This is a genomic window from Amnibacterium setariae (genome assembly GCF_003581425.1).
Taxonomy (GTDB): domain Bacteria; phylum Actinomycetota; class Actinomycetes; order Actinomycetales; family Microbacteriaceae; genus Amnibacterium; species Amnibacterium setariae.
In genome coordinates this window covers 172,119-196,453 of sequence record NZ_QXTG01000002.1, presented here as the reverse complement: position 1 = coordinate 196,453, position 24,335 = coordinate 172,119, and the positions used below count along the sequence as shown (strand labels likewise).

The window sequence follows — 24,335 nt, the reverse complement described above, 5'->3', positions numbered from 1 at the left end:
GGAGCACGCTAGCGGGGGCCTCGGACAGTGGCAGAGCCGCCTGATCGCGACGCGATTCCGCCGGTGATACCACCGGCCGACCAGGGGTTCTCCCGGCTACTGGTCGAGCAGGTCGAGCGCGTGCCGCAGGTCGTCCGGCAGCGGGCTCTCGAACTCCACGTGCTCCCCCGTTCCCGGGTGCGCGAACCCGAGGCGCGCGGCGTGGAGCCACTGGCGGTCGACGCCCAGGCGCTCCGCGAGCACGGGGTCGGCGCCGTACATCGTGTCGCCGACGAGCGGGTGCCGGAGGTGGGCGAAGTGGACGCGGATCTGGTGCGTCCGGCCCGTTTCGAGGTGGACCTCGAGCAGCGTCGCCGCCCGGAACGCCTCGAGCGTGTCGTAGTGGGTGACGGAGGGGCGGCCGTCGGTGACGACCGCGAACCGGTACTCCGCCTTCGGATGCCGGCCGATCGGCGCGTCGATCGTGCCCGAGGTCGGGTCCGGGTGGCCCTGGGCCAGCGCCAGGTAGACCTTGTCGACCGTCCGCTCCTTGAAGGCGCGCTTCAGCGCGGTGTACGCCGGCTCGCTCTTCGCCACCACCATCAGGCCGCTCGTGCCCGCGTCGAGGCGGTGCACGATCCCTGCCCGCTCCGCGGCGCCCGAGGTGCTGACGCGGACGCCCGCCGCGGCCAGCCCGCCGACGACGGTCGGCCCGAGCCAGCCGGGCGACGGGTGCGCCGCGACCCCGGCGGGCTTGTCCACCACGATGAGGTCGTCGTCCTCGAAGACGACGCCGAGGCCGGGCACCGCGATCGGCTCGACGACGACGGGCGTCGCGTCCTCCCAGCGGACCGCGAGCAGCGCTCCGGCGGGCAGCCGGTCCGAGCGGCCGGCCGTGCGGAAGTCGACCTCCACCCCGCCCTCGTCCGCGATCGCCGCGGCACGGGTGCGGGAGAGGCCGAGGAGCTTCGCGAGGGCGGCGTCGACGCGCTCGCCGACGAGGCCGTCGGGCACGGGCAGGAGGCGCTCCGGCACGTCAGTCCGCCGCCTTCCCGGTCCTCCGGCTCCCGTCGATGCCCCTGCCGAGCAGCGTCAGCAGGACGAACAGGCACATCGAGGTGACGATGGCCGTGTCGGCGAGGTTGAAGATCGCGGGCAGCAGCCACGGCACGAGGATGAAGTCGACGACGTGGCCGACGCCGAACCCGGGCGGCCGGGTCAGCCGGTCGATCAGGTTCCCGAGCGTGCCGCCGAGCAGCAGCCCGAACAGGACGCCCCAGGCGACGGAGCGGATACGGCGCGCGAACCAGACGAGGAACACGACCACCGCGACGGCGATGATCGAGAAGATCCACGTCGCGCCGGTCGCGAGCGAGAAGGCGGCGCCGGGGTTCGCGACGCGGCGGAAGATCAGCAGGTCGCCGATGACGTGGATCGGCACGTCCTCCGGCAGCGCGGCGACCACCCGGGCCTTGACGACCTGGTCGGCCGTCGCCACGACGGCGGCGATGCCGACGAGCAGGACCAGGACGATCGGCCGCGGGCGTCGGGAGGGCGCGGACGCGGAACGGGGCGCCGCCGTCACCGGCGACGCCCCGTCGGGTCCGTTCGGATCAGTTGGCACCGAAGCCCTGGAAGCCCGAGGGCGTCGGCACGCCGACGCTGCCGTAGGAGGACGAGCCGGTCACGACGTTCGAGGCGTCGAGCTCGCGGAGCAGGCCGTCGAGGTGGCCCTTCAGCTTCTGGCGGTACTCGCGCTCGAAGGCGCGGAGCTCGTCGATGCGGTGCTCGAGGAGCGAGCGCTCCTGCTCGAGCGAGCCGATCTGGGCGCGCTGCTTCGACTCGGCCTCGGCGACCACGCGGGCGGCCGTCGCGTGGCCCTCCGCGATCAGGGCGTCGCGCTTCTCGACGCCCTCGCGGACGTGCTCCTCGTGGAGACGGCGCGCGAGCTGCAGGAGGTTGTTCGTGTTCGACGGGTCGACCGAGCCGACCTCGGTCTGCGCCGTCGGGTAGCTGAGCTGCTGGACGGGCGCCTGCGCGGCCTGCTCGCCGGTCGCCGGCACGGAGGAGCGCTGCAGCTCCGCGATCCGGGACTCGCTCGCGATCAGGCGCTGGCGCAGGTCCTCGTTCTCCTGGCCGAGGCGGCGGAGCTCGACGACGACCTCGTCCAGGAAGTCGTCGACCTCGTCCTGGTCGTAGCCCTCCCGGAACTTCGTCGGCTGGAATCGCTTGTTGACGACGTCTTCAGGCGTGAGGGCCATGGTCCCACCTTCATGGTTCTCTGCGGGGCTGCTGTGCGGAATGCTGGGACAGGCTAGCGCGGATCGCGCCCCGGACACCCCGTTTCCGGGGGTGCGCGCCCGCTCCGCGTGTCGCGCTCCGGCGTGCTATGGACGCCTCGATCGGGCGTGCGGGACGCGCGTCAGACGCCCTGCACGGCGATCGCCAGGTACATCAGGACGATCACGCCGAACATCACGACGGTGAAGCCGAAGTCGAGCGCGAACTGCCCGATTCGCAGGGGCGGCAGCACGCGCCGGACCGCCTTGATGGGCGGGTCGGTGGCCGTGTAGGCCGCCTCCGCGAGCACCAGCACGACGCCGTGCGGCCGCCAGCCCTCGCTGAAGGCCTGCACGAGGTCGAGGATGAACCGCGCCCACAGCGCGAAGAAGTAGACGAGCAGGACGACGTAGGCGACGGCGCCGACCAGTGCGATCGGGCTCATCGTCCGTCGTCCTCCACGTGCTCCAGTATCCCGGGCGGGCGCCCGCCGCCTGCGCGGGGGCGCCCGGGATCAGCCCGTGAAGGTGGCGTCGAGGTCCGACTCCGCGCCCGGCTCCTCGCCCGACACGGTGATGTGCTCGGGCGACAGCAGGAACACCTTGCTCGTCACGCGCTCGATGCGGCCGCGGAGGCCGGTCGAGAGGCCGGACGCGAAGTCGACGAGGCGCCGCGCCTCCGCCTCCGTCATCTGCGTGAGGTTGATGATGACCGGCGTGCCCTCGCGGAAGTGCTCCGCGATCTGCTGCGCGTCGCGGTACTGCCGCGGGTGCACGGTCAGGATCTCGTTCATCTCGGGCGCCGCCGTCCTCTGCGCACGACGCGGCAGCGGCGTGACCTGTGCCCGCGTGACCACCGGCTGGATGAGCGGCGCGACCGGCTCGACCGGCTCCGCGTACTCGTACTGGTCGTCCGCGAGGCCGAGCCACACCATCGACTTCCGGATGGGATTCGACATGGAGTCCTCCACGGGCTGCGCACACACCCCCCGCGGTGCCGCCCGGGCCCGAGATTACCGCGATGTGATTCCCCGGCGCCCGGCTCCCAGCCGACTTCCGGTGTGTCGCCCGGCCCCAGTCCGGGGGCTCAGGCGCTCGGGCGCGGACCGGTGATGGCGCTGCCGATGCGGAGGTGCGTCGCGCCGGCCGCGACGGCCTCCGCGAAGTCGCCCGACATGCCCGCCGAGACCCACGTCGCGGCGGGCTCGACCGCCCGGACGCGCTCCGCCACGAGCGCCAGCGCGGCGAACGCGGTCGCCGCCGGCACCTCGATCGGCGCGACCGTCATCACGCCCCGCAGCCGGAGCCCCTCCGCCTCGAGCACCCGCTCCGCGAGCGCCGGGACCGCGCCGGGGCGCGCGCCGCCACGGCCGCCCGCCTCCCCCACGCCCAGGTCCACCTGGAGCAGCACGTCGAGCTCCCGGCCCGCGAGCGCGTCCACGAGCTCCGGCCGGTCAACCGAGTGGACGACGTCCGCGTAGCGCGCGACCTGGCGCGCCTTGTTCGTCTGCAGCTGCCCGATGAAGTGCCAGGTCGCGTCCGGCAGCGCTGCCGCCTTGTCCCGCGCCTCCGGGTGCCGGCTCTCGCCGAAGTCGCGCACGCCCAGGGCGTGCAGCTCCTCGATCAGCGCGAGCGGCTGGAACTTGGTCACCACGACCGTCGTGACGTCCGCGGGATCCCGGCCGGCCGAGCGCGCCGCTGCGGCGACCTGCTCCTGCACCGCCGCGAGGCGGTCGGCGAGCGGGGCGGGCACGGGGAACGACGGTAGTCGGTGCGCGGCGCCCCGGTACCCGCGCCGGGGATCAGCGGAGGAACTCCGGGATGTCGAGGTCGTCGTCCTCGTCGTCGCCGTAGCTGAGGTCGCTCGTCTGCGTCAGCGTCGTGGAGTCCGCCACGAGCTGCCACTCGTGCGAGCCGGTCGTGTTGTGGTCGGCCGCCGGCTTCTGCGTCGCGGTCGGCGTCGTCGCGGGCGAGGAGGCCGCCGCCGCGTGCGCGCCCGAGGCGGCCGCGGCCGCGCCGGTCGCGATCGCGCCGGCCGACGGGCCCGGCGCGTCCACGAAGTTGCTGCGGCGCGCGTCCCGCTTCTCGCGGAAGTTCTCCCCGTCGAAGCCGGCCGCGATCACGGTCACGCGCACCTCGTCGCCGAGGGTGTCGTCGATGACCGCGCCGAAGATGATGTTCGCCTCCGGGTGCACCGCCTCCTGCACCAGCCGGGCCGCGTCGTTGATCTCGAGGATCCCGAGGTTGGAGCCGCCCTGGATCGACAGCAGCACGCCGTGCGCGCCGTCGATGGACGCCTCGAGCAGCGGCGACGCCACCGCGAGCTCCGCGGCCTTGATCGCGCGGTCCGCTCCCCTGGCCGAGCCGATGCCCATCAGCGCGCTGCCCGCGCCCTGCATGACGCTCTTCACGTCGGCGAAGTCGAGGTTGATGAGGCCGGGCGTCGTGATGAGGTCCGTGATGCCCTGGACGCCCGCGAGGAGCACCTGGTCCGCGGTGGCGAAGGCCTCGACGATCGAGATGCCCCGGTCGCTGATCTCGAGCAGCCGGTCGTTCGGCACGACGATGAGGGTGTCGACCTCGTTCGCGAGCGACTGGACGCCGCGCTCCGCCTGCTGCAGGCGGCGCTTGCCCTCGAACGCGAACGGCTTCGTCACGACGCCGATGGTCAGCGCGCCGATCGACTTCGCGATGCGGGCGACGACGGGGGCGCCGCCGGTCCCGGTGCCGCCGCCCTCGCCCGCGGTGACGAAGACCATGTCGGCGCCCGCGAGGGCCTCCTCGATCTCCTCCGCGTGGTCCTCGGCGGCGCGGCGGCCGACCTCGGGGTCGGCGCCCGCGCCGAGGCCGCGGGTCAGCTCGCGGCCGACGTCGAGCTTGACGTCCGCGTCGGAGAGGAGCAGCGCCTGCGCGTCGGTGTTGATCGCGACGAACTCGACGCCGCGCAGCCCGAGCTCGATCATGCGGTTCACGGCGTTCACGCCGCCGCCGCCGACGCCGACGACCTTGATGACCGCGAGGTAGTTCTGGTTCGACGTCACGAGGGCCTTCCGGGTGGTGATGCGCTGGGTCTGCTTCAACCTCAGGTTGAAGGTGAAACTCCTGCTCACCAGGGGTTTCTGTTCCGACGACGGTAGGCGCGGCGGCGCGCGGCGGCCGCTCGACGCGCCGGGAGCGCGCCGACGCCGCGGTCAGCGGGTGAGGACCACGCCGGGCGAGGAGACGTCGATCTCCGTCACGCCCTTCGCCGCGCGGACGAGCGCGGCGCGCAGCGCCTCGGCCTTCGCGGCGCCGTCCTCCGCGCCGCCCCACTGCACCCGTCGCCCGTCGCGGAGGGTGAGCACGACGTCGTCGGGCGAGGAGGCGCGGACGGCGGACGGCACGGCGTCGCTCCCCCGCAGCGCCTGGACCGCGGACACCGCGGCGGCGAACGCCTGCGCGGGCCGGACGGCGCCGCGGGGCACGGCGACCACGGGCAGGTCCCCGGCCGGCGCGGCCGAGGTGGAGACGGTCACACGGGCCGCGTCCAGCCTCGCCCAGCCGGCGTCGGTCCGCTCCTGCACCACGGGCGTGCGGGGCACGACGGCGACCTCGAGCGTGCTCGGCGGCCGGCGCACGACGCTGAACCGCTCGACCCCAGGGACCGCGCGCAGGGCGCGGGCGACGTCGCGGTCGGCGACGAGCGCGACGGGCCGTCCGAGCTCGCCGCGCAGCGCGTCACGGACCTCGGCGGCGAGCGGTGCGGAGGCGCCGGAGACCGCGATCGTGCGGACCGGGAACGCCGGGCCGAAGGCGAGCAGGAGGGGCAGGCCGACCAGCAGCGCGAGCACCGCCGCGGCGCCGACGGCGAGCAGCCGCGTCCGCGGCACGTCCCGCGCGCGGCGCCGCTCCCCCGCCTCGAGGCGTCGCCGCGCCTGCACGGCCCGCCGTACCGCGGCCCGGTCGTGCCGGCGGGAGGCGATCGGCCGCGCCGGATCCGCGTCCGTCCCCGCGCCCGGGTCCCGCGGCGCGGCCTGCGGCAGCGGCGGGGCGGGCGCGCGGAGGGTGCGCAGACCGGCGTCCGGCGCCGGAGGGCGCGTCACCGCGCCGGCGCCCGGTCGCCGAGGGCGGCGAGCAGCTGCGGCACGATCCGGTAGACGGAGCCGCAGCCGAGGGTGATCACGAAGTCGCCGGGGCGCGCGAGGCGGGCGACGAGGTCGGCGGCCTCCGCCCAGTCGGGCGCGTAGTCGACGTGCGCCGGGTCCCGGAAGCGCTCCACGACGAGCTCGCCCGTGACGCCCGGCACCGGGTCCTCCCGCGCGCCGTCGACGTCGAGCACCACGGTGTGGTCCGCGGTCCGCTCGAGCACCTCGGCGAAGCGGCCGGCCATGGCCTGCGTGCGGGAGTAGAGGTGCGGCTGGTGCACCGCGATGATGCGCCCCTCGCCGACGACGGTCCGCGCCGCGGACAGCGCGGCGTCGACCTCCGCGGGCAGGTGGGCGTAGTCGTCGTAGACGCTGATCCCGTCGACCCGCGCCTGCAGGTCGAAGCGGCGGCCGGTGCCCCCGAAGCGCGCGACGGCGTCCGCAGCCTCCTGCGGGCCGAAGCCGAGCCCGAGCAGCACCGCGACCGCGCCGGCCGCGTTCAGCACGTTGTGACGCCCCGGCACCCGGAGGCGGATCGCGACCTGCTCGCCGTCCGCCGTGAGCACCCCGGCGGCGGGCCCGTCGGTCGTGATCCCGGTCACCCGCACGTCGGCGTCGGCCGACTCCCCGTAGGTGCGGACCCGCGGCCCGTCGACGCGCGCCCGGACGCGGCGGGCGCCCTCGTCGTCCGCGTTGATGACGAGCAGCTCCGCGGCCCGCGAGCCGAAGGCGACGAAGGCGTCGTCGAACGCCTCCTCGGTGCCGTAGTGGTCCAGGTGGTCGGCGTCGACGTTGAGCACGAGCGCGACCGCGGTGTCGTAGAGGAGGAAGGAGCCGTCCGACTCGTCGGCCTCCACCACGAACACGTCACCTCCGCCGAGCCGCGAGGAGGTGCCGAAGTCCTTGATCGTCCCGCCGTCGACGAAGGAGGGGTCGGCGCCGAGCGCGTCGAGCGCGACGGCGACCATGCCCGTCGTGGTGGTCTTCCCGTGCGCGCCCGCGACCGCGACGAGGCGGTCGTCGCCGATCAGCGCCTTCAGCGCGTGCGACCGGTGCAGCACCGGGACGCCGCGGCGGCGCGCCTCGAGCAGCTCCGGGTTGTCCGGCCAGAGGGCGCTCGTCACGACGATCGCGTCGACGTCGCCGACGTTGTCCGCGGCGTGGCCGATGGTGATCGTCGCACCCGCGTCGAGCAGCGCGTCCGTGTAGGCGTTCCGCGCGCGGTCCGAGCCGCTCACCGTCGCGCCGCGCGCGAGGAAGAGCCTGGCGATCCCGTTCATCCCGGATCCGCCGACCCCGACGAAGTGCACCCGGTCGAGCCGGGCCGGGATCGGGACGGTGAGATCGGGCTTGATCGTCATGCGCCCGAGGGTACGCGGCCGCCTCCGGCCAGCCCGGCGCGGGCCAGGCGCGTCATGCGCTCGGCGCCGTCGCGCACGCCGTCGCCGGTCGCGGCGGCCGCCATCGCGGCGAGCCGCGCGCGGTCCGCGAGCAGCGGCAGCACGACCGCGGCGAACCGCTCGGGCGTGAAGGCGGCGTCCTCCTCGAGCAGCGCTCCCCCGGCCGCGACGACGCCGGCCGCGTTGAAGCGCTGCTCGCCGTTGCCGACGGCGTAGGGCACGTAGACGGCGGGCAGCCCGAGCGCGGAGAGCTCGCTGACCGTGGAGGCGCCGGCGCGGGACACGGCGAGCTCCGCCGCGGCGAGGGCGAGGTCCATCCGGTCGCAGTACTCGAGCATCCGGTAGCCGGCGAGGCCCGGGTCCTGCTCCTCGTTGCGGCCGCCGGCGAGGTGCAGCACCTGCCAGCCCGCCGCGGTGACGGCCGCCGCGTTCCCCGCGGCGGCGCGGTTCAGCCGCCGGGCGCCGAGCGAGCCGCCCGTCACGAGCAGGACCGGCCGGTCCGGGTCGAAGCCGAGGAACCGTCGGGCCTCGGCCTGCAGGGGGGCCCGGTCGAGGTCGGCGATCTCGCGCCGGAGCGGCATCCCGACCCGGGTCGCGTGCGGCAGGGGCGTGTCCGGGAAGGTGACGCCGACGGCGCCGGTCATCCTGGCGCCGAGCCGGTTCGCCATCCCGGGCTTCGCGTTCTGCTCGTGGATCGCGAACGGGAGGCCGAGGCGACGGGCGGCGAGGTAGGCGGGCGCGGCCGCGTAGCCCCCGAAGCCGATCACGCCGTCGATCCCGCGCTCCGCGAGGTAGCGGCCCGTCAGCGCGATCGAGCCGAGGACGGCGCGCGGGAAGCGGAGGGCGGCGCCGTTCGGGCGCCGCGGGAACGGGACCCGCGGGATGACGAGCAGCTCGTACCCGCGCTCGGGCACGAGCCGCGACTCGAGCCCCTCCTCGGTGCCGAGGACGAGGACCTCGTCGCCCTCGACGACCAGGCGGTCGGCGACGGCGAGGAGCGGGTTCACGTGGCCGGCGGTGCCGCCGCCGGCGAGCAGCCAGCGGGTCATCGGAGGACCGCCGCTCGGCCGCGCATCGACGGGTGGTCGCCGCTCACGATCGGGGCCGCGGTCGCGACGGCGACCGGGCGGTCGGCCAGCGCCATGATGCAGCCGACGGTCACGAGGTTCGCGATCAGCGAGGAGCCGCCCGCGGAGACGAAGGGCAGCGGCACGCCGAAGACCGGCGCGACGCCGACGACGACCGCGATGTTCGCGAACGCCTGGCCGACCAGCCACGCGAGCGTCATGCCGGCGGCGGCGCGGGTGAACCGGTCCTGCGTGCGGGTCGCGATGCGCAGCAGCACCACCGCCATCGCGACGAAGCAGCCGAGCAGCACGAGGAGCCCGACCAGCCCGGTCTCCTCCCCGATCACCGCGGCGATGAAGTCGTTGTCGGCCTCGGGCAGCCAGAACCACTTCGACACCGAGTTGCCGATGCCGACGCCGGTGAGGCCGCCGTTCGCCAGCGCCCACTGCGCCTGCGTCGTCTGCCAGCAGGTGCCGAGCAGGTCCGTGCACCCCTGGCTCCACGCCGCGAGGCGGTCGGTGCGCGACCCGTTCGCCTGCGAGAAGACCCAGAGCAGCACGCCCGCGCCGAGCCCGAGCACGAGCAGCACCGGGACCCGGACGTTCGCGAGCAGGAAGCCGCCGAAGCCGATCAGCGCGAGGATCAGGCAGGTCCCGAGGTCGTGGCCGAGGTACACCGCCCCGATCGCGACCGCGGTGAAGGCCGTCGGCGGCAGCACGCCCTTCACGCCGAGCCGCTCGCCGGGGCGGCGGGAGAAGAAGGAGGCGAGCACCAGCACGAGCGCGAGCTTCACGAACTCGGAAGGCTGCACGCTGACCCCGGCGATCCGGATCCAGTTCTGGTTGCCGCCGATGTTCGTGCCGAGCGGCGTGAGCGCGGTCAGCAGCTGCAGCAGCACCGCGCCGAGGAACGCGACCGGCGCGACGCGGGCGAGCAGCGCCGTGCGGAGGCGGGTCGCGATCGCGAGCATCGCGCCGATCCCGACGAACGCGGCGACGCCCTGCGTCGCGAAGTCGCCGTAGGGGTTCCCGGCGACGCCGGCCTCCACGCTCGAGGACGACAGCACCATCAGCAGGCCGAAGCCGGTGAGGAACAGCGTGAGCGCGCCGAGGGCGAGGGCGTCCGGGCCGCCGACCGCCTCGAGCGACGGCAGCGCGATGCGCTGCACGACCGGCCGAGCCGGGAGCGGCAGGCGGACGACCGGGTTGCCGAGCCGCGTCGTCGGTGGGGCGCCGTCCATCGGCCTCACTCCGTCCCTGCTGCGTCCCCCGAGCCGTCGAGCGCCTCCCGGACCGCGGCGGCGAACCGGTGGCCCCGGTCCGCGTAGTCGGTGAACTGGTCCATCGACGCCGCCGCGGGGGCGAGCAGCACGACGTCGCCGGGTGCGGCGAGCGATCGCGCCGCCTCGACCGCGAGGGGCATCACCCGGTCAGTGTCCACGTCCGGCACCACCGCGACGGGGACGCCCGGCGCGTGTCGGCCGAGCGCCTCCTCGAAGGCGGAGGGGTCGCGGCCGATGACCACGACGCCGCCGAGGCGCCCTGCGGCGGCCTCGACGAGCGGCGCCACGTCGACGCCCTTCGTCAGCCCGCCGGCGATCCACACGACCCGCTCGAACGCGCCGAGCGAGGCCGCCGCCGCGTGCGGGTTCGTGGCCTTCGAGTCGTCGACCCAGCGGACGCCGTCCGCCTCCGCGACCGGCTCGATCCGGTGCGCGTCGAGGCGGAACGCGGCGAGCGCGTCGCGGATGGACCGCGGATCGACGTCGAGCGCGCGGGCGAGCGCGGCGGCGGCGAGCACGTCGGCGACGACGTGCGGCGCGGACAGCCCCGCCTCGTCGAGCGCGGTGAGCGTCGTGAGCTCGAGCGCGCTGCTGCGACGCTGCTCGAGGAAGGCGCGGTCGACGAGCACGTCCTCGACGATCCCGACCTCGGAGACGCGCGGCACGCCCCGCGTGAAGCCGATCGCGCGGCAGCCCTCGACGACGTCGGCGTCGCGGACGAGCTGCTCCGTCACCGGGTCCTCGACGTTGTAGACGCAGGCGAGCCGGGTCCGCTCGTAGACGCGGCCCTTCGCGGCGCGGTACGCCTCGGCCGAGCCGTGCCAGTCGAGGTGGTCGTCGGCGATGTTCAGCACGACGCTCGCCGCGGGCGACACCTGCTCCATCCAGTGCAGCTGGTAGCTCGAGAGCTCGACGACGAGGACGTCCCAGCCGTCGGGCTCGCGGATCGCGTCGAGCACGGGGCTGCCGATGTTGCCGCAGGCGCGGGCGCGGCGGCCGTCCTGCACGAGCATCGCCGTCGTCAGCTGGGTCGTCGTCGTCTTGCCGTTCGTGCCCGTGATGGTGATCCACTCGGCGGGCTCGCCGGTCTTGTCGCGCAGCCGCCAGGCGAGCTCGACGTCGCCGAGGACCGGCACGCCCGCCTCCGCGGCCCAGGTCAGCGCGGGCACGTCGGGGTGGAAGCCGGGGCTGACCACGACCAGGTCGGGCTCGAAGGCGACGAGGGCCTCCCGCTGCGCGGCCGCGTCGCCGAGCCGCAGGGTCGCCCCGATCACGTCGAGCAGCGTCGTGCGCTCCTCCGTCGCCCTGTCGGCGACGACGAGCACCTCGCAGCCGAGCTCCACGAGCGTGTCGGCGGCCGCGAAGCCGACGACCGCGGCGCCGAGGACCCCGACCTTCAGCCCGCGCCACTCGGGCGCGTGCCAGGAGGTGAGGCGTGGGAGGTCGGCGGTCACTTCGCCCTCGACAGCCACTCGAGGTAGAACAGCCCGACGCCGAGCGCCGAGAGCAGGCCGGCGACGATCCAGAACCGGACCACGACGGTCACCTCCGCCCACCCCTTCAGCTCGAAGTGGTGGTGGATCGGGCTCATCAGGAAGATGCGCTTGCCGTGCGTGACCTTGAAGTAGGCGCGCTGCACGATGACCGAGCCCGGCTCGATGACGAACAGGCCGCCGATGAAGAGCAGCAGCAGCTCGGTGTGCGACAGCACGGCGAGCGCGGCGACCGCGCCGCCGAGGGCGAGCGAGCCGGTGTCGCCCATGAAGATCTGCGCGGGCGAGGTGTTCCACCAGAGGAAGCCGACGAGCGCGCCCGTGATGCAGGCGGCGACGACCGCGAGGTCGAGCGGGTCCCGCACCGTGTAGCAGAGCGGCACGTTCACGGCCTCGAGGGTCTTGTCGAAGCAGGACTGGTTGAACTGCCAGAACCCGATGATCACGTAGGAGCCGATCGCGAAGATCGAGGACCCGGTGGCGAGGCCGTCGAGGCCGTCCGTGACGTTCACGCCGTTCGACGTCGCCGTCACGATCAGCCAGATCCAGACCACGAAGACGATCACGCCGATCGTGACGCCGAACAGGGCCGTGAAGCTGAGCACCGAGCCGTCGAACCACTGGTCGCGGACGATCGAGATCGTCGGCGAGGCCGGGGTCGCGGTGTAGGTCTTGCCGCCGGCGCCCTCCGCGGTCCGCGGGAACTGGAGGACCAGCAGCGCGAAGACGGTCGCGACGAGCACCTGGCCGAAGACCTTCGCCCAGCCGCCGAGGCCGAGGCTGCGCTGGTTGCGGGTCTTCAGGAAGTCGTCGACGAACCCGACCAGCCCGAGCCCCACCATCAGCAGGAGGACCAGCAGGCCGGAGATCGTGATGTTGCCGAGGTTGTTCAGGTGGCCGACGAAGTAGCCGACGACCGAGGCGAGGATGAACACGACCCCGCCCATCGTCGCCGTGCCGCGCTTCGCATGGTGGCTGACGGGCCCGTCGTCCCGGATGAACTGCCCCCACTGGAGGCGGTGGAACAGCCGGATGAAGAGCGGGGTGAGGAACAGCGTGAAGAGCAGCGAGACGCCGGCGCCGGTGAGCAGCGACTGCATCAGGCGGCCCCGTCGGCCCAGCGGGCCCCCACGCGGTCGCCGAGGTGCCGGAGCCCGGCGGAGTTCGACGACTTCACGAGCACGGTGTCGCCGGGTCGCAGGATCGACTCGAGCAGCGCCTCCGCCTCCTCCATCGTCTCGGCGTACACGCTCTCCCCGTCCCACGAGCCCTCGGCGGACGCCGACAGGTGCATCCGCTTCGCGTCGGGGCCGACGACGACGAGCTGGCCGATGTTCAGCCGCACGACGAGGAGCCCGACGCGGTCGTGCTCCTCCCCCGCCGACTCCCCCAGCTCCGTCATGGCGCCGAGCACGGCGACGCTGCGGCCGGGCGCGATCTGCACGAGCGCCTTCAGCGCCGCGGCCATCGAGTCGGGCGACGCGTTGTAGGCGTCGTTGATGACGGTGACGGGGTCGGTCGCGAGGACCTCCATCCGCCACCGCTCGGCGCGGACGACCGCCTCGAGGCCGGCCACGATCGTGTCCGCGTCGACGCCGAGCGTCGTCGCGATCGCCGCGGCGGCCATGGCGTTCGCGACGTGGTGCTCGCCGAGCACCCGGAACGCGACCCGGCGGCGCTCGCCGGTGGGCAGCGCGAGCTCGAAGGTCGTGCCGGTCGCGCCGGACTCCACGTCGGTGGCGGTCGTGCCGCCCGTGGCGGGGTCGGCGGTGAGGCCGAACCAGGCGACCCGGGCGCGGGTCCGTTCCGCCATCGCGGCCACGCGGGGGTCGTCGCGGTTCAGCACGGCGACGTCGTCCGCGTCGAGGTCGGTGACCATCTCGGACTTCGCCCGCTGCGTGCCCTCGATGCTGCCGAAGCCGCCCGCGTGGGCGAGACCGACCTTCAGCACGACGCCCACGTCGGGCTTCGCGAGCGCCACGAGGCGGGCGATGTCGCCGGCGGCGGAGGCGCCCATCTCGGCGACGAGGTACTCGGTGCCGTGGGTGATCCGCAGCATCGTCATCGGTCCGCCGACCACGTTGTTGAACGACGCCTGCGAGGCGACGGTCGGGCCCACCCGGCCGAGGATCTCGCGGAGGAGGTTCTTCGTGGTGGTCTTGCCGTTCGAGCCGGTGATGCCGACGACCTGCAGCCGGCCGCCCGCTTGGACCCGCGCGACGACCTCCTTCGCGAGGGCGCCGAGGGCCGCGGTGGCGTCGGGCACGACGACCTGGGGCACGTCGTGGTCGAGGGGCCGCTCGACGATCAGGAGCGCCGCGCCGCGCTCGACGGCGGACCCGGCGAACTCGTGCCCGTCCATCGCCTCGCCCCGCCGCGCGACGAACACGCCGCCCGGGGCGATCTCGCGCGAGTCGGTCTCGACCGCGCCGTCGACGACCGTCGCACCGGCCTCGGCGGGGCGGACCTCGCCCCCGACGGCCGCCGCGATCTCGTCCAGCGTGAGCGCGATCACCGGCGCGGACTGCTCGTCGTCGCCTTCGCCGTCTGCATCCCGGCCACCTCCAGAGCTCGCTGCAACCGGGGCCCCAGCGTACGGGACGATCTCGGCGCGACCCCCGTCACCACGTCGCGGGGAGGTCGGGCGAGGAGGATCCGGAGGGCACGACGCCGCCCGACTGCAGGGCCCGGGCCATCACCTTCCGCCAGATCGGCGCGGTCGCCTGCGACGTGTTCATCTTCACCGGCTTCGACAGCGCGACGTAGACGACGTACCGCGGCGAGTCCGCCGGCGCGACCCCGGCCATGGACACGAGGTAGTCCTTGCCGTACCCGCCGGAGGCGTCGACCTCCTGCGCCGTGCCGGTCTTGATCCCCACGCGGTAGCCGGGGATCTTCACGTCGCCGGCGAGCCAGCCCTTCGTCGCCACGTTCTCGAGCATCCGCACGGTGCTCGACGCCGCGTCCTTCGAGACCACCCGGGTCCCGTCGCCCTTCGGAGTCGGGGTCACCCGGCCGTCGGCCGCGGTGCAGGACTCGACCAGGCGGACCGGCAGCCGCACGCCGCCGTTCGCGAGGGCCTGGTACGCGCTCGCCATCTGCACGGCGGAGACGGTGAGGCCCTGGCCGAACATCGTCGCGTACCGGGTCTGCGGGTCCCAGTCGGGCGCCCCGGAGCCGAACGAGCCGCCCGCCTCCGCCCCGAACCCGACCGCCGTGCGCTCCCCGAAGCCGAACCGCTTCAGGTACACGAGGCGGTCCGCGGAGGTGATCCGGCGGCCGAGCTGCGAGATGCCGGTGTTGCTCGACTGCACGAGCACGCCGGTGAGGGTGAGCCGCTCGTCCCCGTGCGTCTCGCTGTCGTTGACGTCCGCGCCGTCGGCGGTCTTCAGCCGGTACGGCGCCACGACGCGGGAGGCGGGGTCCGCGACGCCGGCGTCGAGCAGCATCGAGGCGGTGATCGCCTTCATCGTCGAGCCGGGCTCGTAGGGCGCCGTGAAGGACCGCGAGCCGAGCGCGCCGGGGTCGTCGGCGGCGGTCGTCCCGACGTGGTTGGGGTCCACCGTCGGCCAGTCCGCGACGGCGAGCAGCTTCCCGCTCCGCACCTCCTCGACGACCACCGACCCCCACGCGGCGCCCGTCTGCCGCGCGCGCTGCGCGAGCACCTGCTGGGCGTAGTACTGGAGGTCGCGGTCGATCGTCAGCGCGACCTTCCCGCCGGGCTTCGCGGCCTTCACGACCGCCTCCGAGCCCGGGATCGGGGTGCCGTCGAGCCCGCTCTCCGCGATGGAGCGCCCGTCGGTGCCCGCGAGGCAGCGGTCGTCGCCGAGCTCCACGCCGGCCTGCGGCTGCTGGTCCGCGCCGACGAACCCGACGAGGTTGCCGGCGACGGCGCCGGACGGGTAGGTCCGCTTCGACACCGACTGGTAGTAGAGCCAGCCGAGGTCGAGCGCCTTGACCTTCTGCAGCGCGGAGAAGGACACCTGCTTCGCGATGAGCGCGTAGCTCGAGCTCGGGTCGGCGGTGAGCGCGCGCTCGACGTCGCCCGCGTCCCCGCCGATCGCGGCCGCGATCCGCCGCGCCTGCTGCTCGACGTGCCCCGCCTTCGCGGCGATCCACGGCACGGCCGTGATCCGGTAGCGGGTGACGGTCGTCGCGAGCACGGCGCCGCTCGCGTCGACGATGTCGCCGCGCGGACCCGGCAGCGTCGTCGTGATGCTGCGGCGGTCCTTCGACGCGTCGCGCAGCGACTGCGCCTGCACGACCTGGACGTCGGTGAGGCGGACGAGGAACACCCCGGCGAGGAGCAGCACGGTCAGCAGCACGAACGCCGGCCGCCACCGCGCGCGTCGTCGGTGCCCGCGCATCCGCGCCCCCTCCCGCCGGCGGGTGGACCGGCCCCGGCAACCTAGGCGAGGGCGGCCGCCCTGCGGCGGAGGCGCGCGCCGCTAGCGGACGATGCCGCCGGGCGCCTTCGCGACCCCGTCCGTCGCCGCACGGCTGCCGAGCACCTTCCCGGTGCGGGCGTCGAGGTAGGCGGGCGAGTCGTCCGGCACCATGCCGAGCGCGGCCGCGCGGGCGGCGAGCCGCTGCGGTGCGGCGAGCGCCTGCAGCGACTCCGCCTGCACCTGCTGCTGCCGCGCGAGCACGTCGGACCGCTGCTGCAGCTCCGCGAGCCGGTAGGCGCCGTTCGCGGTGCCGATCGACAGCAGCAGCTGCGCGACGACGACGCACACCACGCCGCCCATGACGGCGGCTCCGGCGAGCACCTTCGGCGCCGCGAGCGCGCGGGTGCGCGGTGCGGCGGCCGGCGGCGCGGCCACGACGGGCCCCGACACGACGGGCGGTGCCGCGACCGGGAAGGCCGGAGCGACGGGCCCGGGCCGACGGACAGGGTCGAACGCGTACGCGGTGCTCAAGACAGTCCCCCAACTGTGCGACATCCGTGTCAGGCGTCGCGGGAGTCCCCCCGGATCCGCTCCGCCGCCCGGAGCCGCACGGATGCGGCCCTCGGGTTCCTCTCCACCTCCGCGTCCGCCGCCGAGGGTGCGCCCCGCGTCAGCATCCGGAAGGTGGGGGCCGTCTCGTCGGTCTCGACCGGGAGCCCTCGCGGGGCGGTCGAGACGGTCCGGGCGGCGAGCGCCCGTTTGACGGTCCGGTCCTCGAGGGAATGGTAGGACAGCACGACGATCCGGCCACCGGTCGCGATGCGGTCGAGGGCCGCGGGGACCGCCCGCTCGAGCACCTCGAGCTCCCGGTTGACCTCGATCCGCAACGCCTGGAAGACGCGTTTGCCCACGTGGCCGCGGGCTTTCATCGCGGCCGGCGTCGCCCGCTCGAGCACGGCCACGAGCTCCGCCGAGCCCCGGATTGGGGTGGCCTCCCGAGCCTGTGCGATCGCCCGGGCGTAGCGGTCGGCGAGTCGCTCCTCGCCGTAGACGCGGAAGATCCTGGCGAGGTCGCGGACGTCGTACTCGTTGACGACCGTCGCGGCCGTCCGGGGCTCGCCGGGGTCCATCCGCATGTCGAGCGGCACGTCCCGCGAGTAGCTGAAGCCGCGGTCGTCCTCGTCGAGCTGCATGGAGGAGACGCCGAGGTCGAAGAGCACGCCCTGCACCGCGTCGATCCCGAGGTCGTCGAGGACCTCCGGGATCGCGTCGTACACCGCGTGCGCGGGTCGGAACCGGTCGCCGAAGGGGGCGAGGCGGGCGTTCGCCAGCCGGAGCGCCTCCGGATCGCGGTCGACGCCGACGAGCGTCGTGCCCGGGAACCGCGTCAGCAGCGCCTCCGAGTGGCCGCCGAGGCCGAGCGTGGCGTCGATGACGACGCTCGGCTCGTCGCGGTCCAGCGACGGCGCGAGCAGCTCGAGGGTCGTCTCCAGCAGCACCGGGACGTGGAGCGGAGTGGAGGGGCGAGCCCCGGGATCCTGCGAGCCGTTCATCCCGATACCCATCCGTGGACCGTACCTGGCACCGGGGAAGTGTGTCAGGGGCGGCGGTCGGGCGACCTGGCACCGGGGAAGTGGCGTCAGGGAGCCCGGCACGGCTGGGACTCGGGAGGCACGGGTCAGAGGATCCCGGGGACCACCTCCCCCTCGACCGACGCGAACGCGTCCTCGGTCTCCGCCAGGTGGCGCTTCCACGCGGCGGCGTCCCAGATCTCCACCCGGTCGCCGACGCCGAGGACCGCGAGCTCGCGCTCGAGGCCCGCGTAGGCGCGGAGCGCGGGCGGGATCGTCACCCGGCGCTGCTTGTCCGGCGTCTCGTCGTGCGCGCCGGAGAGGAACACCCGGAGGTAGTTCCGCGCGTCGCGGCTCGTGACGGGCGCCTGCCGGATGCGGTCGTGCATCCGCGTGAACTCGTCGCGGGAGAAGACGTAGAGGCACCGCTCCTGGCCGCGCGTCATGACCACGCCGTCGGCGAGGTCGTCCGCGAACCTGGCAGGAAGGATGATCCGCCCCTTCTCGTCGAGACGCGGTGAGTAGGTACCGAGGAACACGGCACCGACCCCTCGCTCACGTGGCCAGCGGCGCTGGCAGGCCCCACTTTACTCCACTTCGCTCCACCAGGGCGAATGCGCGCGGGTGCGTACTCCCCCGCGCTCCCCCGGACGGCAGGAACGGGGAACGCAGGGACTCCGGAAACGACAGAACGCCCCGTGGCCGAGGCCACGGGGCGTTCTTGAGAAGGGGGATCAGGACTGGCGGCGGCGCTCCCAGCGCTGCGCGAGCCGGTCCATGAAGCCGGTCGAGCGACCGGCGGCGCCGGCCGGGAACCCGGCGGGGGCGCGGTGCGACCGGACGCCGATGGCGATGAGGACGCCGGCGAACATCGCGGCGAAGCCGAGCGCCCCGATGAACCAGTTGTGGGCGAGCACCCCGAGGATGACGACGCCGATGCCGGCGACCGCGAGCAGGATCCCTCCGACCACGGCCCCGTAGCTGATGCGACCGCGCACCCGGCCGACCGAGGCGGCGAAGTCGCCGTCGCCGTGGTAGAGGCTGCGCTCCATCTCGTCGAGAAGGCGCTGCTCCTGCTCGGAAAGTGGCATCCCGATCCCTCTTCTCTCAGGGTGGACTGGCCGCGCGTCCGTGCGCGGCGCCAGTGTACGACGCGGGCTCGCGGCTAGGCTAGGCGGTGTGAGCACCGGTGGCCGACTCGTCGACCTCGTGCAGCACCGGATCGACGAGTTCCTCGACGCCCGTGCTCCGATTCTCGCGGCCATCTCGGACGACACGGCGCCGATGGGTGCCATTTCGAGGGACTTTCTGAGATTCGGGAAGCGGTTCCGCGCGCGGTTCTGCTACTGGGGCTGGCAGTCGGTGCAGGGCCTCGACGACGCCGGTTACTTCTTCGGCGACACGAGCAGCCGGGACGTGCCCGCCGTGGTCGGCGTCGCGACCGCGCTGGAGCTCTTCCATGCCGCCGCGCTCGTCCACGACGACCTGATCGACGCCTCCGACACCCGCCGCGGCGCGCCCTCCGCGCACCGCCGCTTCGAGCAGGAGCACCGCGACCGCCGGTTCGTCGGCGACGCCGGCCGCTTCGGCGACTCGTCCGCGATCCTGCTCGGCGACCTGCTGCTGGTCTGGAGCGACGAGCTGTTCGCGGAGTCGCTCGAGCAGCTCGCCGACCGGGACAACGCCCGCGCCGCCCGCGCCGAGTTCAACCGGATGCGCACCGACGTGACCGCCGGCCAGTACCTCGACATCGTCGCCGAGGCGTCCTGGCCGCACGTGCGCGACGGCGCCGAGGTCGACACCGCGATCAACGTGATCACCTACAAGTCGGCGAAGTACTCCATCGAGGCGCCGCTCGCGATCGGGGCCTCGCTCGGCGGGGCGTCGCTCGCGCAGATGGCCGCGCTCCGCGAGTTCGGCCTGCCGCTCGGCATCGCCTTCCAGCTGCGCGACGACCTGCTCGGCGTCTACGGCGACAGCTCGGTGACGGGCAAGCCCGCCGGCGACGATCTCGTGGAGGGCAAGCGGACCGTGCTGGTCGCGGTCGCCCGGCAGGCGCTGCCCGCCTCCGCCCGCCGCACCGTCGACGAGCTGCTCGGCGACCCGGACCTCACGGAGGAGCAGGTCCGGATGCTGCAGGAGACGATCCGCGGCGCGGGTGCGATCGACGAGGTCGAGCGCATGATCGCGGAGAACGTCGACCGGGCCCTCGACGCCCTGGACGGCGCTCCGCTCACGGCCGACGCCCGCGGCGCCCTGACCCGGCTCGCCGAGTCGATCAGCGTCCGCACGGCGTAGCGCCCAGTCCCTCCCCCGCGCTCCGGCCCTCGGCCCTCCGCGCCGGGCCTCGGCGCGCGTCGGCAGGCCGACAGCACTTCGGCAGGCTCACGGGTCGCCCCGTGGCCTGCCGAAGTGCTCGCAGCCTGCCGGCCTGCTACTTGACGGTCAGCTTGACCACGGCCTTCCGCGAGGTGCCGCCGCCGGTGACGGTGATCGTGTACTTGCCCTTCTTCAGCCCGGACTTCATCTTCAGGACGTAGACGCCCTTGGACGAGGCCTTGCCGACCGCGGTCTTGGACTGCTTGCCCTTGACCACGACCCGCACCGACTCACCCGCGTAGAGCTTCGAGACGGTGAAGGAGACCGACTTCTTCGCCTTGACCTTCTTCGACGAGACCTTCACGCCGAGCTTCTTCGCGACGGCCGCCGTGAGGATGGAGGCGCCCGCCGCGGTGGCGTGCGCAGCACCGCTCACCCGGACGGTCTGCTTGCCGTCGCTCACCGACTTCGGCACGACGACGGACTTCGTGAAGGTGCCGTTCGAGGCGGCCCTGCCGGTCGCGACCGTCTTGCCGGCGATCACGACGGTGTAGGACTCGTTGGCCTGGAGGCCGCCGATGGTCAGCTTCGCCGTCGATCCGGCGAGGAAGCGGGAACCGGGGACGCCGAGCGTGATCGGAGTCGCCACGACCTCCATGGTGTAGACGGCCTCGGCGGAACCCGCGCCGTTCGAGGCCCCGAGGTGGAGCGTGAAGGAACCGGCGGTGGTGGGGGTCCCCGAGATCGCACCGTTCGCGAAGGTCAGGCCTGCCGGCACCCCGGTCATGTCGTAGCCGATCGGCGCCGTCCCCGCGGTCGCGGCGACCGAGACCGAGTAGGGCTTGCCGACGACGGCCTGGGGCAGCGCTCCGCTGCCCGGCAGGACCGGGTTCAGCTGGTACAGCGCGTACAGCCGCAGGGTGACCTGGGCTCCGTCGCTCGAGCCCGCGAGGTCGACGAGCGACGAGGTGGAGCTGAGCGTCGCCCCCGATCCGTCGGTCTGCGTGTTCCAGCCGGTGAACCGACCGGTCGACGGCGGGTTCGCGCTCGGGACGCTGAGCTGTGCCTTCGTGACGCTCGGGGCGTACACGTACTGCGTCGTGGAGCCGGTGCCCGTCTGTGCGTCGTACACGATCCGGTAGTCGTTGCCGGACACCGAGCCCGAGACCGTTCCGCCCGTGACGTTGACGATGGAGCCCGAGTTGCTGAGCGTCCCGGTGGCGACGATCGAGCCGGAGTTCGCGATCGCGCCGTCGTTCGACGCCGTCGCGTTGACCGGGACGACCAGCGACTGGCCGGCCGGGAGCGTCAGCGAGCCGCTGTTGCTCAGTGAACCGAATCGCGCCTGCGTGGCGCCCCCGATCACGGTGCCGGAGGTGTTCGCGACCGTCACAGCGGCGCCGGATCCGAAGGCCACGTTGGAGCCGACGGACGCGGCGCTGCCGGCGCCGATGGCGGCTGCGGACGACCCGCTGCCCGAGGCGGCCAGCGAGGCGTTGTCGACATTGAGGGACATCGACACGGAGTTGCCGATGCCGCCGATGCCGGGGCCGTTGTCGCTGCGCGCCGTGACGGTCGCGCCGTTGCCGATGCTGAGCGAGTCGTTGCCGTAGGCGGTCGACCCGCCGCCGACGCCGGCACCGCCGGCGGACGACGTGCCACCGTGCGCGTCGACCACCACGCCCTGGCCGGAGAAGGTCATGCTGCTGCCGCCGCCCGTCGCGTGCTCGCCGTCGCCGATGGCGGCCTGTGCACCCGTCGCGGTGACGTGCGCGTACCCGGTGACGGAGATGGTGCCGCCGTCGCCGTGGTAGCCCCCGCCGAGCGCCGCGCCCGCACCCCTCGACACGGCGGTGACGGAGGCGTCGTCGCCGATCGTGATGGTGCCGGCCGTCTGGCCCGTGGGCGATGCGCCGCCGCCGAGCGCCGCGCCGGTCGCGCCGGTCCCGTTCTGCGTGGCCGTCACCTGAGCCTGATTCGCGATGGTGATCGTCGAGGAGGCGGCGCCGTTGCCGTCGCCGATCGCGGCTCCCGTGCCGGTGTTGGTGGCGGTCACCCGGGAGCTGCCACCGAACGAGATGCCTCCCGCGCCCGCGCCGTCGCCCGAGCCGATCGCAGCCCCGGACCCGTTCCCGGTCACGGTGAGCCGACCGCTCCCGTTGGTCGAGATGAGCCCCGAGTGCTGAAGAGGATCGGCGACCGGGCCGCCCCCGACGACCGCCGCCGTGCTGCCGGGCGCACCCGTCGCGACGACCGAGCCGCTGAGGACCGCGAACGTGCTCGGAGCGTCGACCTCGATGGCGGGCCGCGTCGTGCTGGTCTGCGTGACGCGGAGCACTCCCCCGCCGACGCTGTCGACCACCTTGAGGTTGGCGCCCTGCGGCGACCCGTTGTCGAACGTGGTCAGCTGCAGCGCAGCGACACCGAGGGTGTGCCCGGCGAGGTCGAGGACGGTGGTGGCCGTCGGGCCGTGGTTGGGGTACAGCTCGAGGGTCGTCGACCTGCTGGTCGCGTCGTCGACGTCGGCGCCGAGGACCACGGATCCGGCTCCTGCGGTGAAGTCCGACTGGACGTCCGTCAGGGTCAGGTCGCCGCCGGCCGCGAAGGCGGCGCCGGGGCCGGCGAGCACGCACCCCGCGGTCACTGCGACTGCGGCGGTGACGCCCAGCCCTCGTTGGAGACTTCGGGTCGTCGGTCGAGCGGTCTGCATCTACGGGGCCTCACTGGTCGCGGAAACGGCGCCCTGGTCAGGGCCCGGTTCACGCTAGGAGCAGGAAATGGTTCGGCCGAGATGCCTGCGGGCCCCAGATCGGGGGTTCGGACGGCGCGGCGGGACCCCCAGAACGAGCGCTGAGGGAAGCGGACGAGACTGCGGCGCGAATGCGTGACGGACGGACGAGTGCGTGCGCGGCAGCGCATGCACTCGTCCGGAACGCAGGCAGAAGAAGGAGGCGGCGGCGCCGGCCTCGCCCGGGAGGGCTAGAAGGCGAGCGCCTGCGCCACGCGGCGCACCTCGGCCTTGCGGCCGGAGCGGAGCGCGTCGACGGGGGCGGCGCCGAGGCTCTCCTCCTCCTCGAGCAGCCAGCGCACCGCCTGCTCGTCGTCGAAGCCGTTGTCGGCGAGCAGGATCACCGTCCCGCGCAGCTCGGGCAGCGGCCCCTCGTCGGTGAGGAACACCTCCGGAACCACCAGCACGCCGTCGCGACGGGTCGCCAGCAGGTGCCGGTCCTCGATCAGCCGCCGCACCCGGCTCGGCGTCAGATCGAGCCGCTCCGCGAGATCGGGGACCGTCAACCAGGTGCGCTCTTCCGTGCCGCTCACGACACCAGGATGCCAGGGCTCGAACTGGGGGCACGACGGGAGCGGCCGAGGACGGCCGCGTCCGTTGACTCGGCCCCCCGCCTGCGAAAGCCTGCAGTCACGCCCCTCGGGGGAAGGGCGTGGAACGGATTTCGTCATGGGTTCGACGCTGTCGGATTGGGGACCGGCGCAAGCCGACGGGACGCGACGCACGCGGCGCGGGATGGCCGGGCGGCTCATGGGCTCGCTCGCGCGCACCGTCTCGCCGGCGCTCGACGGGGAGCGGGAGGCGCGCTGGGCGCGCCCGGTGCCGGACGACGAGCCGATGCGCCGCGCCCGTGAGGGCGCGATCGAGGTGGAGGTCGGCGACGGCGAGACCGTCTTCGACATCGCCGCGCGCCACGGCGTCTCCACCGCGAGCCTGCTCGCGCTCAACGGCCTCGGCTGGCGGACGCAGCTGCGCGCCGGCCAGACCCTGCTCGTGAAGCCGCCGGCCGTCCGGCCCGCGACGACGACCGTCGCCGACGAGCTCCACCGCCACCGGGTCTCGGAGGACGAGACCGTCTCCTCGATCGCCCAGCGCCACGGCGTCGCGACCGCAGCGGTCCTGCTCGCCAACGGCCTCTCCCGCGGCAGCACGGTGCGGCCGGGTCAGCAGCTCGTGATCCCCGTGCCGAACCTCCGCAAGACCGGGTCCGGCGCCATCGCGCTGACCGGGGAGATGCGCGACAACGCGCACACGATCATCGAGGTCGGCCGCGACCTCGGCCTGCCGTCCGACGGCGTCGTCGTCGCGCTGTGCGCGGCCATGCAGGACTCGTCGCTGCACAACCTGCCGTTCGGCGAGGACGACGCGGTCGGCCTGTTCCAGCAGCGGCCCAGCCGCGGCTGGGGCGACGACGTCGCGCTGCTCGACCCGCGCCTCGCGGCGGTCGCGTTCTACGGCGGCGCCGGCAGCGGCGTCGTCGCGCCCGCGACCGGTCTGCTCGACGTCGGCGGCTGGGAGTTCATGAGCGTCGGGGAGGCCGCGCACGCCGTCCAGCGGAACGCCTCGCCCGCCGCCTACGGCAAGTGGGAGCGCGCCGCGCGCGGCTGGCTGCACGACCTGGAGCGCGCCGGCCGCTGATCGCGG

The 24,335-nt window shown here is 74.2% G+C and carries 23 protein-coding genes; 2 read left to right on the top strand and 21 right to left on the bottom strand.

The genetic code is table 11. The annotated features are described in order from the left end of the window. Positions 1 to 96: 96 nt before the first annotated feature. The 19 genes from D1781_RS08905 to D1781_RS08815 all read right to left on the bottom strand — a co-directional run bounded on the left by D1781_RS08905 (position 97) and on the right by D1781_RS08815 (position 18,675). Positions 97 to 1,014, bottom strand: coding sequence for an RluA family pseudouridine synthase (locus D1781_RS08905; RefSeq protein ID WP_119481979.1), 918 nt, complete (start codon positions 1,012 to 1,014; stop codon positions 97 to 99). A gap of 1 nt (position 1,015) precedes the next feature. Next, positions 1,016 to 1,564 carry a signal peptidase II gene (gene lspA, locus D1781_RS08900; protein WP_233551207.1) on the bottom strand — a complete coding sequence of 183 codons (549 nt, stop codon included), beginning with the start codon at positions 1,562 to 1,564 and terminating at the stop codon, positions 1,016 to 1,018. A gap of 28 nt (positions 1,565 to 1,592) precedes the next feature. Continuing rightward, a complete protein-coding gene (locus D1781_RS08895) occupies positions 1,593 to 2,240 on the bottom strand; it encodes a DivIVA domain-containing protein (RefSeq protein ID WP_119481978.1) in 648 nt (215 codons plus the stop codon). A 161-nt stretch (positions 2,241 to 2,401) separates the two neighbouring features. Beyond that, positions 2,402 to 2,704: a YggT family protein gene (locus D1781_RS08890; RefSeq protein WP_119481977.1), complete on the bottom strand. Its 303-nt coding sequence runs from the start codon at positions 2,702 to 2,704 to the stop codon at positions 2,402 to 2,404. Positions 2,705 to 2,773: 69 nt separating this feature from the next. Beyond that, positions 2,774 to 3,217 carry a cell division protein SepF gene (locus tag D1781_RS08885; protein ID WP_119481976.1) on the bottom strand — a complete coding sequence of 148 codons (444 nt, stop codon included), beginning with the start codon at positions 3,215 to 3,217 and terminating at the stop codon, positions 2,774 to 2,776. A gap of 128 nt (positions 3,218 to 3,345) precedes the next feature. Next, positions 3,346 to 4,011, bottom strand: a complete 666-nt coding sequence (locus tag D1781_RS08880; RefSeq protein WP_119481975.1) for a YggS family pyridoxal phosphate-dependent enzyme — start codon at positions 4,009 to 4,011, stop codon at positions 3,346 to 3,348. Positions 4,012 to 4,060: 49 nt separating this feature from the next. Continuing rightward, entirely contained in the window at positions 4,061 to 5,299 is a 1,239-nt protein-coding gene (gene ftsZ / locus D1781_RS08875) for a cell division protein FtsZ (protein WP_119483145.1), read from the bottom strand. 150 nt (positions 5,300 to 5,449) lie between these two features. Further along, entirely contained in the window at positions 5,450 to 6,340 is an 891-nt protein-coding gene (locus tag D1781_RS08870) for a cell division protein FtsQ/DivIB (RefSeq protein ID WP_119481974.1), read from the bottom strand. Next, positions 6,337 to 7,743: a UDP-N-acetylmuramate--L-alanine ligase gene (gene murC, locus D1781_RS08865; RefSeq protein WP_119481973.1), complete on the bottom strand. Its 1,407-nt coding sequence runs from the start codon at positions 7,741 to 7,743 to the stop codon at positions 6,337 to 6,339. Before murC ends, D1781_RS08870 begins: the two co-directional genes overlap by 4 nt. Further along, positions 7,740 to 8,831 carry a UDP-N-acetylglucosamine--N-acetylmuramyl-(pentapeptide) pyrophosphoryl-undecaprenol N-acetylglucosamine transferase gene (locus D1781_RS08860; RefSeq protein ID WP_119481972.1) on the bottom strand — a complete coding sequence of 364 codons (1,092 nt, stop codon included), beginning with the start codon at positions 8,829 to 8,831 and terminating at the stop codon, positions 7,740 to 7,742. The genes murC and D1781_RS08860 overlap by 4 nt, the downstream gene beginning before the upstream one ends. Next, on the bottom strand, positions 8,828 to 10,090 hold the full coding sequence (locus tag D1781_RS08855; protein WP_119481971.1) for an FtsW/RodA/SpoVE family cell cycle protein: 1,263 nt from the start codon (positions 10,088 to 10,090) through the stop codon (positions 8,828 to 8,830). The genes D1781_RS08860 and D1781_RS08855 overlap by 4 nt, the downstream gene beginning before the upstream one ends. Before the next feature lie 5 nt (positions 10,091 to 10,095). Continuing rightward, positions 10,096 to 11,586, bottom strand: a complete 1,491-nt coding sequence (murD, locus tag D1781_RS08850; RefSeq protein ID WP_119481970.1) for a UDP-N-acetylmuramoyl-L-alanine--D-glutamate ligase — start codon at positions 11,584 to 11,586, stop codon at positions 10,096 to 10,098. After that, positions 11,583 to 12,725 carry a phospho-N-acetylmuramoyl-pentapeptide-transferase gene (gene mraY, locus D1781_RS08845; RefSeq protein WP_119481969.1) on the bottom strand — a complete coding sequence of 381 codons (1,143 nt, stop codon included), beginning with the start codon at positions 12,723 to 12,725 and terminating at the stop codon, positions 11,583 to 11,585. Before mraY ends, murD begins: the two co-directional genes overlap by 4 nt. Then, positions 12,725 to 14,140: a UDP-N-acetylmuramoyl-tripeptide--D-alanyl-D-alanine ligase gene (locus D1781_RS08840; RefSeq protein WP_119481968.1), complete on the bottom strand. Its 1,416-nt coding sequence runs from the start codon at positions 14,138 to 14,140 to the stop codon at positions 12,725 to 12,727. The genes mraY and D1781_RS08840 overlap by 1 nt, the downstream gene beginning before the upstream one ends. 106 nt (positions 14,141 to 14,246) lie before the next feature. Then, complete coding sequence (locus D1781_RS08835) at positions 14,247 to 15,992, bottom strand: peptidoglycan D,D-transpeptidase FtsI family protein (protein WP_119481967.1); 1,746 nt, start codon at positions 15,990 to 15,992, stop codon at positions 14,247 to 14,249. Positions 15,993 to 16,073: 81 nt separating this feature from the next. Continuing rightward, a complete protein-coding gene (locus D1781_RS08830) occupies positions 16,074 to 16,544 on the bottom strand; it encodes a hypothetical protein (RefSeq protein ID WP_119481966.1) in 471 nt (156 codons plus the stop codon). 29 nt (positions 16,545 to 16,573) lie between these two features. After that, positions 16,574 to 17,578 (bottom strand): 16S rRNA (cytosine(1402)-N(4))-methyltransferase RsmH, encoded by a 1,005-nt coding sequence (gene rsmH, locus D1781_RS08825; protein ID WP_233551205.1) that lies wholly within the window; start codon positions 17,576 to 17,578, stop codon positions 16,574 to 16,576. A 113-nt stretch (positions 17,579 to 17,691) separates the two neighbouring features. Beyond that, a complete protein-coding gene (gene mraZ, locus D1781_RS08820) occupies positions 17,692 to 18,123 on the bottom strand; it encodes a division/cell wall cluster transcriptional repressor MraZ (RefSeq protein ID WP_119481964.1) in 432 nt (143 codons plus the stop codon). A 195-nt stretch (positions 18,124 to 18,318) separates the two neighbouring features. After that, positions 18,319 to 18,675, bottom strand: a complete 357-nt coding sequence (locus D1781_RS08815) for a DUF3040 domain-containing protein (protein WP_119481963.1) — start codon at positions 18,673 to 18,675, stop codon at positions 18,319 to 18,321. A gap of 88 nt (positions 18,676 to 18,763) precedes the next feature. On the opposite strand from D1781_RS08815, the gene D1781_RS08810 reads away from it, so the two are divergent. Beyond that, entirely contained in the window at positions 18,764 to 19,882 is a 1,119-nt protein-coding gene (locus tag D1781_RS08810; protein ID WP_119481962.1) for a polyprenyl synthetase family protein, read from the top strand. Between the two features lie 136 nt (positions 19,883 to 20,018). Here the strand turns inward: D1781_RS08810 and D1781_RS08805 are convergent, their stop codons facing one another. Then, positions 20,019 to 22,547 (bottom strand): beta strand repeat-containing protein, encoded by a 2,529-nt coding sequence (locus D1781_RS08805; RefSeq protein WP_119481961.1) that lies wholly within the window; start codon positions 22,545 to 22,547, stop codon positions 20,019 to 20,021. Positions 22,548 to 22,882: 335 nt separating this feature from the next. Continuing rightward, entirely contained in the window at positions 22,883 to 23,224 is a 342-nt protein-coding gene (locus tag D1781_RS08800; protein WP_119481960.1) for an Rv2175c family DNA-binding protein, read from the bottom strand. 202 nt (positions 23,225 to 23,426) lie between these two features. Between D1781_RS08800 and D1781_RS08795 the strand changes: the two genes are divergently transcribed. Next, entirely contained in the window at positions 23,427 to 24,329 is a 903-nt protein-coding gene (locus D1781_RS08795) for a LysM peptidoglycan-binding domain-containing protein (RefSeq protein ID WP_158590040.1), read from the top strand. Positions 24,330 to 24,335 lie beyond the last annotated feature (6 nt).